This is a genomic window from Mesorhizobium sp. M0500 (genome assembly GCF_040321165.1).
Taxonomy (GTDB): Bacteria; Pseudomonadota; Alphaproteobacteria; order Rhizobiales; family Rhizobiaceae; genus Mesorhizobium.
In genome coordinates this window covers 1-12,876 of sequence record NZ_JAMYRB010000055.1, presented here as the reverse complement: position 1 = coordinate 12,876, position 12,876 = coordinate 1, and the positions used below count along the sequence as shown (strand labels likewise).

Annotated in this window: 7 protein-coding genes, 8 pseudogenes and 1 other annotated feature; of the genes and pseudogenes, 8 read left to right on the top strand and 7 right to left on the bottom strand. The window is 59.7% G+C overall.

Going from position 1 to position 12,876, the window contains the following annotated elements; all coding sequences use genetic code 11:
* Positions 1 to 138: pseudogene (locus NKI70_RS33320) on the bottom strand (DNA-binding response regulator); the annotation flags it as partial.
* Between NKI70_RS33320 and NKI70_RS33315 the strand changes: the two are divergent.
* Positions 89 to 493, top strand: coding sequence for a phosphopantetheine-binding protein (locus tag NKI70_RS33315; protein WP_081730999.1), 405 nt, complete (start codon positions 89 to 91; stop codon positions 491 to 493). The pseudogene NKI70_RS33320 and the gene NKI70_RS33315 overlap by 50 nt on opposite strands.
* A 105-nt stretch (positions 494 to 598) precedes the next feature.
* Here the strand turns inward: NKI70_RS33315 and NKI70_RS33310 are convergent, their stop codons facing one another.
* The 3 genes and pseudogenes from NKI70_RS33310 to NKI70_RS33300 all read right to left on the bottom strand — a co-directional run bounded on the left by NKI70_RS33310 (position 599) and on the right by NKI70_RS33300 (position 2,122).
* On the bottom strand, positions 599 to 1,216 hold the full coding sequence (locus tag NKI70_RS33310) for a hypothetical protein (protein ID WP_023679572.1): 618 nt from the start codon (positions 1,214 to 1,216) through the stop codon (positions 599 to 601).
* On the bottom strand, positions 1,216 to 1,395 hold the full coding sequence (locus tag NKI70_RS33305) for a hypothetical protein (RefSeq protein WP_031194388.1): 180 nt from the start codon (positions 1,393 to 1,395) through the stop codon (positions 1,216 to 1,218). The genes NKI70_RS33310 and NKI70_RS33305 overlap by 1 nt, the downstream gene beginning before the upstream one ends.
* A pseudogene (locus tag NKI70_RS33300) lies at positions 1,392 to 2,122 on the bottom strand (IS6 family transposase). The gene NKI70_RS33305 and the pseudogene NKI70_RS33300 overlap by 4 nt, the downstream one beginning before the upstream one ends.
* A gap of 293 nt (positions 2,123 to 2,415) precedes the next feature.
* Between NKI70_RS33300 and NKI70_RS33295 the strand changes: the two are divergent.
* The 3 genes and pseudogenes from NKI70_RS33295 to NKI70_RS33285 all read left to right on the top strand — a co-directional run bounded on the left by NKI70_RS33295 (position 2,416) and on the right by NKI70_RS33285 (position 3,947).
* Positions 2,416 to 2,793: a hypothetical protein gene (locus NKI70_RS33295; RefSeq protein ID WP_023679574.1), complete on the top strand. Its 378-nt coding sequence runs from the start codon at positions 2,416 to 2,418 to the stop codon at positions 2,791 to 2,793.
* Between the two features lie 230 nt (positions 2,794 to 3,023).
* Positions 3,024 to 3,187: pseudogene (locus tag NKI70_RS33290) on the top strand (DUF1403 family protein); the annotation flags it as partial.
* 50 nt (positions 3,188 to 3,237) lie between these two features.
* Positions 3,238 to 3,947 (top strand): annotated as a pseudogene (locus tag NKI70_RS33285) (IS6 family transposase).
* A gap of 127 nt (positions 3,948 to 4,074) precedes the next feature.
* On the opposite strand, the gene NKI70_RS33280 reads toward NKI70_RS33285, so the two are convergent.
* Complete coding sequence (locus tag NKI70_RS33280) at positions 4,075 to 5,994, bottom strand: potassium transporter Kup (protein ID WP_352726342.1); 1,920 nt, start codon at positions 5,992 to 5,994, stop codon at positions 4,075 to 4,077.
* Between the two features lie 83 nt (positions 5,995 to 6,077).
* Positions 6,078 to 6,212: pseudogene (locus NKI70_RS34155) on the bottom strand (IS6 family transposase); the annotation flags it as partial.
* Between the two features lie 285 nt (positions 6,213 to 6,497).
* Between NKI70_RS34155 and NKI70_RS33275 the strand changes: the two are divergent.
* Positions 6,498 to 7,397, top strand: a pseudogene (locus NKI70_RS33275) (IS3 family transposase); the annotation flags it as partial.
* Positions 6,749 to 6,865, top strand: a sequence feature (AL1L pseudoknot). (Overlaps the previous pseudogene by 117 nt.)
* On the opposite strand, the pseudogene NKI70_RS33270 reads toward NKI70_RS33275, so the two are convergent.
* Positions 7,376 to 8,793, bottom strand: a pseudogene (locus NKI70_RS33270) (IS30 family transposase). The pseudogenes NKI70_RS33275 and NKI70_RS33270 sit on opposite strands and share 22 nt — an antisense overlap.
* Positions 8,794 to 8,836: 43 nt before the next feature.
* Between NKI70_RS33270 and NKI70_RS33265 the strand changes: the two are divergent.
* From NKI70_RS33265 to virD4, 3 genes and pseudogenes are all read left to right on the top strand, one after another.
* Positions 8,837 to 9,139: pseudogene (locus NKI70_RS33265) on the top strand (transposase domain-containing protein); the annotation flags it as partial.
* 211 nt (positions 9,140 to 9,350) lie between these two features.
* Positions 9,351 to 10,217, top strand: a complete 867-nt coding sequence (locus NKI70_RS33260) for a hypothetical protein (RefSeq protein ID WP_023766568.1) — start codon at positions 9,351 to 9,353, stop codon at positions 10,215 to 10,217.
* 247 nt (positions 10,218 to 10,464) lie between these two features.
* The gene (virD4, locus tag NKI70_RS33255) at positions 10,465 to 12,210 is read left to right on the top strand and encodes a type IV secretion system ATPase VirD4 (RefSeq protein ID WP_352726340.1); all 1,746 of its coding nucleotides are present in this window, start codon (positions 10,465 to 10,467) and stop codon (positions 12,208 to 12,210) included.
* Positions 12,211 to 12,876 lie beyond the last annotated feature (666 nt).

Below are 12,876 nucleotides of genomic sequence, written 5' to 3'. Positions count from 1 at the left end.
ACCACGAGATCGACTGGCTCACGTGAAAGAACATAGTCAAACTGCTTGCTATCGTGGACTGCGGTTACCTTCAGGGCATGCATCGGCGATGAGGCGCCGCATTGCGGCATCATCGTCAATGACAAGAACATGTTTCAACGGCACACCTCGTTTTGGGGGTTGCGCCCCGATCAGGGTTGCATTACCTGAATCTGCAAGCAAAAGGCATGTATTAGTGATGACATTACTTGAAATTGAACAACTGGTTCTCAAAACCCTCAACGCTCTAGTTGCCGAAAAAGTAGAGGTGTCGATGACAACCAGAATGCGGGATCTCGGCCTCGACAGCCTCGACTATAACGAGCTTGCTACGGCGATCGAGAGCCGACTTGGCTGGTTTGTCGACGATTACAAGCTCTGGCAATACGAGTCCGTAAGGCATGTCGCCGACGCCGTCGCCAGTCAGGAGTTGCGCACCGCGGAACCACCAGCAGTGCGGCAAGTGCTGGAGTAGTGCTGTAGGCACAGGTTACGGTGAGGGCAGCTTGGGCGGCGGTAGCTATTGCCATTGCTCCGCTGTGGTTTCTATTCGTGACTGGTGTGTTTGAGAACTGTTGGGTCAGCCCGGTCCATGTCGCAGTGCCGATGCCCCCTTGGTGGCGTTGCCCGCAATTGCGATCGCTGCGCCCAGGGCACCAATGCTGACGGTCGTTGTCAGGCCACCCGTTGAATTGTTGTCAGAGGCAACAGTGCCCACCACACCATCCCAATTGGTGGTCGTATAGACCGACATGTAGTCACGGAACACGCTCTCACTATACGTGGTCACGATCGTTGCCGTCGTACCGGTTGGCACGAGGGCTGACCACACTGACAGATAGACCACACCAGAATTGAAGATGCTTTCCACCTGAGCGAGAAGGGTGGCAGCCACACCCCCAATCGTCATACTGTTGACGGTCACTGCACTTTCGGTGTCAGTGGTCTCAGTTGTCACGATGACACGACGATTAGCGTGTGGCGCGACAAGAAGCGGAATGCTGGTGTGGGTGTAAACGGTCGTGGCAGTCGAGTCTTCGTGAGTGCCATTGAAGACCAGATCTATCGGGAACATTTTCTCCCAGACGCCCGAGCTGCGCACATAGACCTGTCGAGCCTTGGTCCAGAGGCTTGAGATTTTCACCCATACGGCGCTGGCCGCCCCCCAGACCCCGGAGGCTTTGACGTAAAGGGCCATTACGGCTGCACCCAGAAATCACCGTCCACGCCGCCAGAAGGGGCAGCGGCCGAGATCGTGACGCTGCGATTTGCCATCGTGCCGACGCCGAGAAGCGCCTTGGTCTGGGCAATGGACTGCGGTCGACGATAATTGTCCCCGGTGCCGTCACTCGACACGCGACCGACGAAGCTCGTCACAGCGTCGGCACCTGTGGCGTAGGTCGAGCGGTACAAACGCGTCGTGATATCACCAGCGCCATCGCGCTGAGGCGATGAACATGTATGGCGAGAGCAGAACGTTTGGGGCGGGGCGGGACGAAGAGGTTGCGGAGGGCTGACAAGGTCGAGACGAAGCGTTGCAGGCCTCCCGGCGATCGGACCCCTGCATCATCCGCTCCCGTTTTCGCGGCGGCACATGGGAATTCTCCGCTCCGTTGTTCAACCCCTTGTGCGACCGGTGCTTGACGTCCGGCATCACCTGTCGCTTTGCCGCTCCATACGAGCGCAGCTAGTCGGTGATCATGCGCTTCGGCGCGAGCCCCTGCTTCTTCAACAGCCGCGTCAGCAAGCGCTTGGCGGCCTTGGTGTTGCGGCGGTTTTGCACGATTTCGTCCAGCACATATCCATCCTGGTCGACGGCGCGCCACAACCAAAGCTTTTTGCCGGGCGATGGTGACGACCACTTCGTTCAGGTACCAGACATCATTCCGGCACGGCGGCTTGCGGCGCAAGCAGCGAGCGCAGTCCAGCCCGAACTTGATGCCCCACCGGCGACTTGTCTCATACGAAACCACGATGCCGCGTTCCAGCAGCATTTCCTCAACCAGGCGCAGGCTCAGCGGAAACCGGAAATAAAGCCAGACCGCGTGGGCGATAATAGGCGGCGGAAATCGGGGGGCGTGTAGCTGACGGCGGGCGTATTCATGCCCCCGGCGTCCATGTCGCAAATCTTGACGATTGCTTTGTGTGTCAAGCCCGCCGCAGTCTCAACGCGTTCATATGCAGACATTGTGAAAATCGCCCTATTCCGCCTTTTTTTACCGCCCCTTAAGTCCCCCGCTCGCATGCTTGTCGATGCCATTGAACTCATAGCCATCGGCCAAGGATTTTGGAAAATATGTTTCCGCTCGCAGCAGAAAACGTGAGAGTCGCTGTAGGCCTAACGTTAAGGGGAGAGAGCGGTTTGATTGGACGAAATGGGTACCGGAGTACCGAGTCATGAAGCCACGAGGTAATCTGGTCCGACTGAAGCAATTTCAGGTGAATGAGAAGCGGCGACAGTTGCACCAGCTAGACATCATGATTGCCGATTTCGAACGCATGGCGCGAGAACTGGACTTCCAGTTAAACGCCGAGGAAACGAAGGCCGGCATCTCCGATGTCAATCATTTCGCTTATCCGACGTTCGCCAAGGCCGCTCGCCTACGTCGTGACAACGTCAAGAATTCGCAATCGGACCTTCTGCGGCAGAGAACCGCAGCCGAGCCATGCCTCGCCGAGGCTGAAGCAGAGCTCTCCAAGGCGCAAATGCTAGAATCGCGCAGCGGCAGAGGCCACGACCTCGAACCCGGCAACCGAAGCGCCATGATCGGCTGAGCCGGATGGCTTCAGCGCGCCTCATTCGCGACACCCGACTGGCCGTTGGCGCGCGAGAGGCGTGCGGGCACTGTAAAGATATCAGCGTCTTGATGCAGCGATAGCTGGTCGGGACGGCTGTCATGCTGCGGCGACATACGCGATTTTGTTCCAGATTTGCATGGCGGCGTTACGCAGGTATTGGGGGAAAGTGGAACTGGTTGGCAATCGGATCATCGGCGAACCGCTGCCGGCGGATCGGCGCCTGGCGGCAACGCCTGGCGCTTTCGGCGGCGGCGGTAACGGCAAAGCAGGCTGGCCGCGTCGAGGATGAAGCGGCACCTGCGCGATGCCGTTCTGCTCACGGCCGGGAGACGGGGTCGGCCCCGCCGGCCGGATGCTGCTCGCTTGGCGCGGCATCGTAAAGTCAACCGACAGCTTATGAAGATGTGCGTACATTGGGCCATGTCAGAAGTTGCTCGTGATCCGCTCTATGGTCGCCACCGCTTTCCCGCCGAGATCATTGCGCACGCGGTATGGCTCTACTTTCGCTTTCCGCTCAGCCTGCGCATGGTTGAGGACATGCTGGCGGCCCGCGGCATCATCGTCACGCATCAGACCGTTCGAAGCTGCGCGGAGAAATTCGGACGGCATTCCGCCCAGGAGATCAATATCAGCCGGCTGCCTGGGCGACAAATGGCATCTCGACGAATGTGTCGTGGCTATCAGTGGCAAGAAGCAGTGGCTCTGGCGTGCCGTCGATCAGGACGGCTTCGTCCTCGAAGTGCTGGTACAAAGCCGCCGAAATGCCAAGGCGGCAAAGCGTCTGATGCGCAAGTTGCTGAAAGCTCAAGGGCGGACACCACGGATCATGATCACCGACAAGCTCCGATCCTATGATGCCGCCATGCGCGACCTCATGCCCGGCGTCGAACACCGGTCGCACACAGGCCTGAATAATCGAGCGGAAAATTCGCACCAGCCGACCCGACGACGCGAAAGGATCATGAAACGCTTCAAGTCGGCACGCCAGCTTCAGCGGTTCGTTTCCATCCATGATCCGATTGCCGACCTGCTCACTTTCCCTGCAATGCGCTGTCATCGGCTCAACATCGAGACCTGCGTAACGCCCCATGCAAATCTGGAACAAAATCGCGTGTGTCGCCACAGCGTGACAGCCGTCCCGGCCAGCTATCGCTGCATCAAGCCGCTGAAACTTACAGTGCCGGGCGCGCTGCTACCTGAATTTCCTTACCGCTCAATCAATGTGACAGCACCGATTCTTCTCAACCGCGGCATGCCCTAAATCGTCACTTGCGTTCCGATCTCGACGACGCGTCCGGTCGGGATCTGGAAGTACTCCGTCGCGTCGGCCGCCGTACGCGCCAGGCCGATGAACAACCGGTCCTGCCACACCGGCATGCCGGAATTGGGCGAGGCCTTGAGCGAACGCCGTGACAGGAAGAACGAGGTCGTCATGATGTCGAACTTCCAGCCTTGCTTGCGGCAGATCGCCAGCGCGCGCGGGATGTTCGGCTGCTCCATGTAGCCGAAGGTCAGCGTCACCCGCATGAACAGCTCGTTGACCGTCTCCATCTTGACCCGGTCGCTGTCGGGCACCACCGGTTGCGGCGCGGTCACCACCGAAAGGATGACGTTCTGCTCGTGCAGCACCTTGTAGTGCTTCAGGCTGTGCATCAGCGCGGTTGGCGCGCTGAGTGGATCGCTCGTCAGGAACACCGCGGTGCCGGACACCAGCTGCGGCTTTTTCTTCAGGAGATTGCCGGCGAGGAAATCGAGCGGGATTTCGTTGCGGCGGGTCTTGTCGAACAGATAGCGGCTGCCGCGCACCCAGGTCCACATAGCCAGCACAATGGTGAAGGCCACCGCCAGCGAAGCCCAGCCACCCTCGAACACTTTGACGATGTTGGAGGCAAAAAAGCCGACATCGATGAAGCCGAACAGCGCCGTCATGGCGACCGCCACCCACAGCCGCCATTTCCAGATCCGGGTCATGACGACGAACAGCAGCACCGTCGTCACCAGCATGTTGCCGGTCACCGAGATGCCATAGGCGGAGGCGAGCTTGCTCGATTCGCCGAAACCGACGACCAGCAGCATCACCGCCAGCGCCAGCAACAGATTGACGCGCGGCATGTAGATCTGGCCCGACTGCTTCTCCGAGGTGTGCAGGATTTCCAGGCGCGGCAGCATATTGAGCTGCACCGCCTGCCGGGTCAGCGAGAAGGCGCCGGAGATGACCGCCTGGCTGGCGATGACAGTCGCGGCCGTCGCCAGCACGACCATCGGGATCAGCGTCCAGCCTTCGTTCATCTCGAAGAATGGATGGCCGACGACGCCATTCTTGGCCAGCACGAAGGCGCCTTGCCCGGCATAATTGAGCAGCAGGCAGGGAAACACGATCGCCAGCCAGGCCAGCACGATCGGCTTGCGGCCGAAATGGCCGAGATCGGCATAGAGTGCTTCGGCGCCGGTGACGGCGAGGAAGATGGCGCCGATGGTCACGAAAGCGACGTCGGGCGAATTGATCAGGAAGGCGACGATGTAGTGCGGGCTCACCGCCCACAGGATTTCCGGATCGGCGATGATGTGGTTGAGCCCGGAAAGGCCAATTGCCAGGAACCACACCGCCGTCACCGGGCCGAACACCAATCCTACCCCGCCCGTGCCGAAGCGCTGCACCGCAAACACCATGGCAAGAATGACCAGTGTCAGCGGCACGACATAGGGCTGGAAGGTCGGCGTGACGACATTCATGCCCTCAACCGCCGACAGCACCGATATCGCCGGTGTGATGACGGCATCACCGAAGAAAAGCGATGCCCCGACGATGCCGATGCCGAGCATCAGCGCCGAGCGCTTGGGGAAACTGCCGCGCGCCAGCGCCATCAGCGACAGCACGCCGCCCTCGCCGCCGTTATCGGCGCGCAGCACGAACATGATGTACTTGATGGTGACGATGATCGTCAGCGACCAGATGATCAGCGACAGCACGCCGAGGATATCGCCGCGCTCGGCGACATTGCCGCCCGACGACGCCACCAGCGCCTCACGGAACGCGTAGATCGGGCTGGTGCCAATATCGCCATAGACAACGCCGAGCGCGCCTAGCATCAGCACCTTGGGGCTTTGCTGTTCGATTGCCGGATGGCTCGACTGTTCGACGGGTTCTGCCTCGCTACCAGTATTGGTAAGGACCATGGACGACACTCCGATAAGGGGCGGCCCTCTACCTTTGCTGCACTGCAATATCAAGTGCCGCGAGGTAATGGCTCCGTATGCGGACCGCATTTGTTGCCGCACCGGCGGATTGTCTCATACGAAACCACGATCCCGCTCCCGGGCCATTTCCTCGACGAGACACAGGCTAAAGGGGACCTGAAGGAGGGCCAGACCGGATGGGCGATGATCTGCGGCAGGAAACGATGGCGCTGCTTGTAGCTGACGGCATATCTTTCTCCTTTGTGTGTCTGCCAGACGAGCGGGCGGGCACGGAAGTGGTCGCGCTCTGGCTGCCAGACATACTCGTCCAACCTGATGAAAACCTGACTTGTACACCCAGCCCAAACAGGTGCGAGGGGTCGGTCTATTACCAAAGGCTCTGAGGGCTGATTCTCTAGGGTTCCCGCCCAGATTGATCCGTGACCCTTGTTGTGTGCCGCCCCGGGTTGATCGGAGGCTCCAACTCCTGAGAAGGTGGAACCATGACAAGCAAGGCGACCAACAAGTTCTCTCCCGAGGTCCGGACCCCCCGCGGTGCGGCTGGTTCTGGATCACGAACGCGAGCATACGTCGCGGTGGGCGGCGGTTTCATCGATCGCCGCCAAGATCGGCTGCAAGAAAGCCGAGCGTGACGGCGGCGTGCGCGCCGGAGTTCCCACGGATGCTGCGACGAAACTGAAGGCTCTGGAACGCGAGAGCCGCGAGCTTCGCAGGCCAACGAGAGCAAGGCTTCCGCGTATTTTGCCCAGGCGAAGCTCGACCGCCGGTTCAGGCCACGATCGCGTTCATCGACGATCACCGCAAGGCGCATGGGGTTGAGCCGATCTGCAAGGTGCTGCCGATCGCCCCGTCGACCTACCACGACCATGTCGCCAAGCGCGTCGACCCCTGCCGGCTGTCGGCTCGGGCAAGATGGGATACAGCCTCGAAGGATGAGGTCCGACGGGTTTGAGGCGAACTTCCGCGTCTACGGCATTCGCAAGGTCTGGCGGCGGTTGCGTCGCGAGGGCTTCGAGGTCGCCCGCTGCACGGTTGCCCGCTTGATGAAGGCCATGGGCCTCGAAGGCATCGTCCGCGGCAAGCCGATCCGCACTACGGTGAGCGACAAGGCCGCACCTTGCCCTCTCGACCACGTCAACCGCCAGTTCCATGCTCCGGCGCCGAACATGCTGCGGGTCTCCGACTTCACCTGCGTCGCGACCTGGACGGGCTTCGTCTATGTCGCCTTTGTCATCGACACCTATGCCCGTCGGATCGTCGGCTGGCGGGTGAGCCGGACGGCGCATGCAGCCTTCGTTCTCGATGCCCTGGAACAGGCTCTCCATGATCGGCGGCCCGCGCGGGGAGGCGGGCTCATCCATCACAGCGATAGAGGCAGCCAAGGCGGATTCAACCGGATCGTCGCAACACCGGCATCATACTGTCCCCCAAGGAGCTGGTCGAGGAGTTCGGCAGGTGTTTTCCAGCCGAGCGTTTTGCGCGGTCTTGTGTTGATAGCATGGGCAACTGCGTCCAGTTCCCGGGCTGTGTGCCGACTGAGATCCGTGCCCTTTGGAAAGTACTGTCTCAGCAAGCCATTGGTGTTTTCGTTGGAGTCTCGCTGCCACGGGCTTGGGGATCGCAGAAGTAAATCTCGAGCCCGGTGTCGATGCGCAGGTCGGCTGCTGCGCCATTTCCGCTCCATGGTCCCAAGTCAGCGACTGACGCAGCTGCTCGGGAAGTTTGCCCATGGATCGGGCTATGGCTCTGCGGACTGCTTCAGCGCCGTGGCCTGCAAGTGGTGGACCGTTCTTGATGCGCAGGCTCTGCTGATAGCCATGCATGCGCGGCAGGTGAAGCACGCATTGTGAAGCGTGAACTTCGTTCCACGAGCGTACCGATCGCCTAGCTTCCGAGGCCAAGGATGAGGTCGCCTTCCCAATGTCCGGGGACAGCCCGATCGGCAATTTCGGCCGGACGGTCGCTTATTATAAGGGCGTCTCCAATGAAGGACTTGTTGCGAACTCGGGCCCGTTCGCGCGGCACGCGCGTTCGCGCGGTACGCGCAACGCTCGGCCTGAACGCAGACATGCGGTCAGTCCTCGGCGCAATGCTCCGCGTCCTTGAATGTACAAGGACTGATAGATCGTCTCGTGGCTGATCCGCATGGTTTGATCCTCTGGGTAATCGATCTGAAGCCGATTTAGCGATCTGCTCGGGGCTCCAGGCTGCCGACCACCTCCGGCTCTGTCGTTTTTTCCCTCGAATGAGGCGCCATTGGGGTTGGTGACTTTGCCGGCCAAGCGCTCCTCAACATATTCACGCAGAGCCGGATTGACCGCCAGCTTGCCAGGAGGCCGCCGGGACTCACGATCGGCGTGCCATTGGGCGGCACTGGCCGGTAATCCAGATTGCCGCTGCGCGTCGCGGCATTGCGCCTGACCTCCCGCGAGATTGTGCTCGGCGGCCGACCTAGTTTACGAGCAATGGCCCGGATGCCGATTCCCTTGGCAAGCTCAAGCGCAATATCCTCGCGCTCCCGAAAGAAAGATATCGCCCCGAAGGCGGCTTCGCCCACGGCGCCAAATGCGTTGGCGGCATCCCTCCTGCACTCCGAAACCAGCGCGGACCAAGAGGCGTTGATGTACCGGCATCCAGTGCGGCCTCCTCGCTCGAATGTCCCAAGGCAATAGCTTGCCAGAACCGGAAGCGATTCTCACGCTGCCAGGCAGGCGGACGCCCGGGCGAATCTAGCTTCTTTCGAGTGCACCGATCTGAAGCGCGTTGGTGAACCGTCATTGCAACCTCCAATCCCTTGGTGTTGCGACGACCGGTTGAATCCGCCCAACACGTCAGCATTCAATACACCGAGCGCTTGGCGGAGGCCGGCGTCGAACCCGCAGTGGGCAGTGTCGGCGACTCTTTCGATAATGCTCTCGCGGAAACGATCATCGGTCTTTTCAAGGCCGAGGTGATCCATCGACGCGGACCCTGGCGCTCATTCGAGGCCGTCGAGTTCGCCACGCTCGAATGGGTCGACTGCTTCAACAATCGCTGGCTGCTGGAGCCCATCGGCAACATCCCGCCGGCCGAAGCCGAGGAACGCTACTACGCCATGTTGGATGAACCAGCCATAGCCGCGTGACTCAAACGAAACGGCCACCGGAATGCCCGGGGCAGTTCACATCGCATTTGATGCCAGCTTCATCGTATTTTCTTCGGCTTGGACGGGCACTTGGCAGACCCACAGAGCTGGGAACCCTTTGCCATACTACAACTGTAACATCATATCGGTTTAGCAGGTCAAGCTTCGGTGGTAACCTCATTGGGTAGAATAACTACTTTGGAGGCGAGCAATGGATCGCGATAACAAACGGGCACGTGCAGCTGCAAGATCATCTCAAGGCGTGGGGAGCAGTAGCCTCCGTGACGTTCCAGAGGGGCCATTGAGCGATGTTGCAGAACGGCTGGTAACCGCTAACCCGCGCGATACAGCGCGAAATCTTGGGGGCTTCAAAGGCCTCGGGACGCACGAGCGAACAGCCGTTCGGGGCACTCAACCCGGGCCAGAAACTGACCTCGCGAGATTTGAAAGGCGGACCAATCGGCTTGGACGATCAGCCATCGATCTGGCCGCGACATTAACAGCCGAATTGGGGTACAGCACGGATGACATAGCATTGCAGAAAGTCGGAGCGGCCAGTAATCTAGGCGATTACCTAACGCCAGGGCTGCAAGATGCTATTGTTAATCGCATTGGCAACATGGATCCGCCGTCGCAAGCTCTCGGAGCTTATTACGTTGCGCCACACTTCAGTAAGTTTACTGACGAAAACAAATCTCGCATTCTTGATCAGGCCATTGGATTGGCTTCTTCTGATCCGGATGGCAATGTCAGGATGATGGCATCCAATGCTATTCTCAACATGTATCAACAGTTAGACGCAAATCAACAGGCCCAAGCTCACTCAGTTTTTCCCGGCATGCAAGACATCTTGCCGCACATGCCGCCGCCGCAGCATGCAGCAGAGGAACGGAGTGCGAATCTGGACGGCCACATAGCAGGTATTGAGGCTGCAGTCCGTGATACAGTAGGCCCGCAAACCTCCTATGAACAGCTGCAGCGGGGTGCTCAAATCGGGCGGTCCATAAACCACGCCTTCAATCACGCCCGAGAGGACCTAATGGAGGCCACCAGAAGCAGAGATCGCTCCGGCCGTTGAGGTCTCGGCCATGGTACAGTGACGCTTTCTCTCCCGAAATCCGTTTACGGCCTTGCCGTTTCCAATTCGCTGGCCGTTGACGTACCTGCTTAGTGTAACTTTCAAAACCCACGTCTGCCGGGTGATGCGCTGCAAGCATCGCACCACCCACTGCGGCATCGATCTGTCGAGCGGCGACATCGCGCGACGCCGGTTCGGTCTCTGAAGCACGCGCAGCATTAGCTACGGCTAATCCGGCAATGGAACAATGCTTTCAACAAAAACGACGCCCCCCAACATAGCCATTAGCATCGCGTGCTCACTCGCCGTGGGCTTCTGTGCGGCAAGTCTTTACGCAACCTTCCGCCACGGCGGCAGCGGCGAGGCTCTGATGGCGTTTGATGTCCGTGCCTTTTGGTTTGAGACGCCCTTCTATTTGGGTTTCGCAACCCCCGTTTTCTATCGGGGCGCGGCTATCGTGCTCTCGACGTCCGCGGTCGTCTTGCTGATTCAGCAGATCGTATTGCGCCGCAAGCTCGAACACCACGGGACGGCTCGTTGGGCTCGAGTGGATGAAATGCGACGCACGGGATATCTGCGACGATACCGTGGCGTGACAGGGCCGGTGTTTGGGAAGACAAGTGGCCCTTTCTGGCCTGGCTACTACCTGACAAATGGCGAGCAGCCTCACAGCCTCATCGTTGCACCGACCCGCGCTGGCAAGGGCGTCGGCATAGTCATTCCAACGCTACTTACATTCAAAGGCTCGGTGATAGCTCTGGACGTCAAGGGGGAGCTCTTTGAGCTCACCTCGAGGGCGCGCAAAGCCGCAGGTGACGACGTGTTTAAATTCGCGCCGCTGGATTCGGAGCGGCGCACAAACTGCTACAATCCGCTGTTGGATCTTATAGCGCTGCCTCCACAGCAGCAATTCACCGAAGCCCGCCGCTTGGCCGCAAACCTGATTACGGCCAAGGGGGAGGGCGCGGAAGGTTTCGTCAGCGGCGCGCGAGATATCTTTGTCGCGGGAATCCTTGCCTGCATCGAGCGGGGCACGCCAACAATCGGCGCCGTCTATGACCTCTTCGCCCAGCCGGGGGAGAAGTTTAAGCTCTTCGCGCGACTCGCCATGGAGACCCAGAACAAAGAGGCACAACGCATCTTCGACGACATGGCGGGGAACGATACGAAAATCCTAACCTCCTACACTTCCGTGCTCGGCGATGGCGGGCTCAACCTGTGGGCGGATCCCGCTGTAAAGGCGGCCACAAGTCGCTCGGACTTTTCGGTCTATGATCTTCGCCGTCGCAGAACGTGCATCTATCTTTGCGTTGGTCCGAACGACCTTGAGGTGATCGCGCCTTTGATACGCTTGTTTTTTCAGCAAATCGTTTCAATTCTGCAGCGGTCGCTGGCCCGCCGGGATGAAAAGCACGAGGTTCTCTTCCTGCTCGACGAGTTCAAGCACTTGGGTAAGCTGGAGGCGATCGAGACCGCAATCACGACTATCGCGGGCTACAAGGGGCGTTTCATGCTCATCATCCAAAGCCTTTCGGCACTGACGGGAGCTTATGGAGAGGCTGGCAAGCAGAATTTTCTCAGCAATACCGGACTGCAAGTGTTCATGGCCACGGCTGATGACGAGACTCCGAACTACATTTCCAAGGCCATCGGTGAATACACGTTTGAAGCCAAATCGATTTCCCACAGCCAGGCGCGAACGTTCGACTGGACCATTCAGAATTCCCATCAAGGTGCACCGCTATTGCGTCCCGAACAGGTTCGGCTGCTCGATGACGACTACGAGATTGTTCTCATCAAAGGTCTGCCACCATTAAAATTGAGGAAGGTGCGTTATTTCTCGGATCGCATTCTGAAACGCATCTTTGAAAGCCAGACAGGCGCCCTCCCGGAGCCGGCGCCCTTGATGGGAGCAGAGGAGGCGCTCTCCGCAGAATCTCAACTCGATGACCCGCTGTGTGAATTGGCGCAGGACTTTGACGATACAGTTTGATGTGAGGCTAGTGTGGACCCGCGAAATAGCAATCCATCCCGTGTAACAGCTTTGTCGCAGGTGCAGGACGCCGGCTTGGAAGACGGGCAAGCGGTCCAGGCCCGGCGAGCGGGCTTTGAGCAGCACGTGTCCGAGGCGCTCCGGCCGCTGTTCGATGGTCGAGCTGACGAGCCGCCAACCGATCCAGAGGAGCTTCTGCGACTGGAACAGGGGTTTCGCGAGGTGCTTCAGCGAGGGCAGGGTCATCAAGCCGCCTCGTCTTTTTTCAGCAACCCAGGGATGCCCGCTGGACGGGATGACCTCAACAGAAGCGTGTCGGAGGCTTTCGCAAGCTCTGGGACGCCGGAGTTCGGGCCGCCGCCCCCAGTCTTGGCTGCCAGCGAACAGCAGATCCGCCCTTCGCCGGATGCGCTTGACCAGGGCAACCACCTGCCACCCGAGTGAGTCGTCCCAACAATGAACATTCCCCAGCGCTGTTGTGGCCAGCGGAGACGCAGAGGGCCCTGAATACGCCGCAAGCCGTCGCCATTCAGCAGCAGCTGAGCGAAATCGGCAATTCAGGCGGCCGCGTGCATATGCAGAGAGGCGCTGATGCGATCTCCGGACCGGTAGCTCTCGCCGTAATTGATCAGGCTGGTACTGTTGGAAGGCTTGATCAGCCTCGTC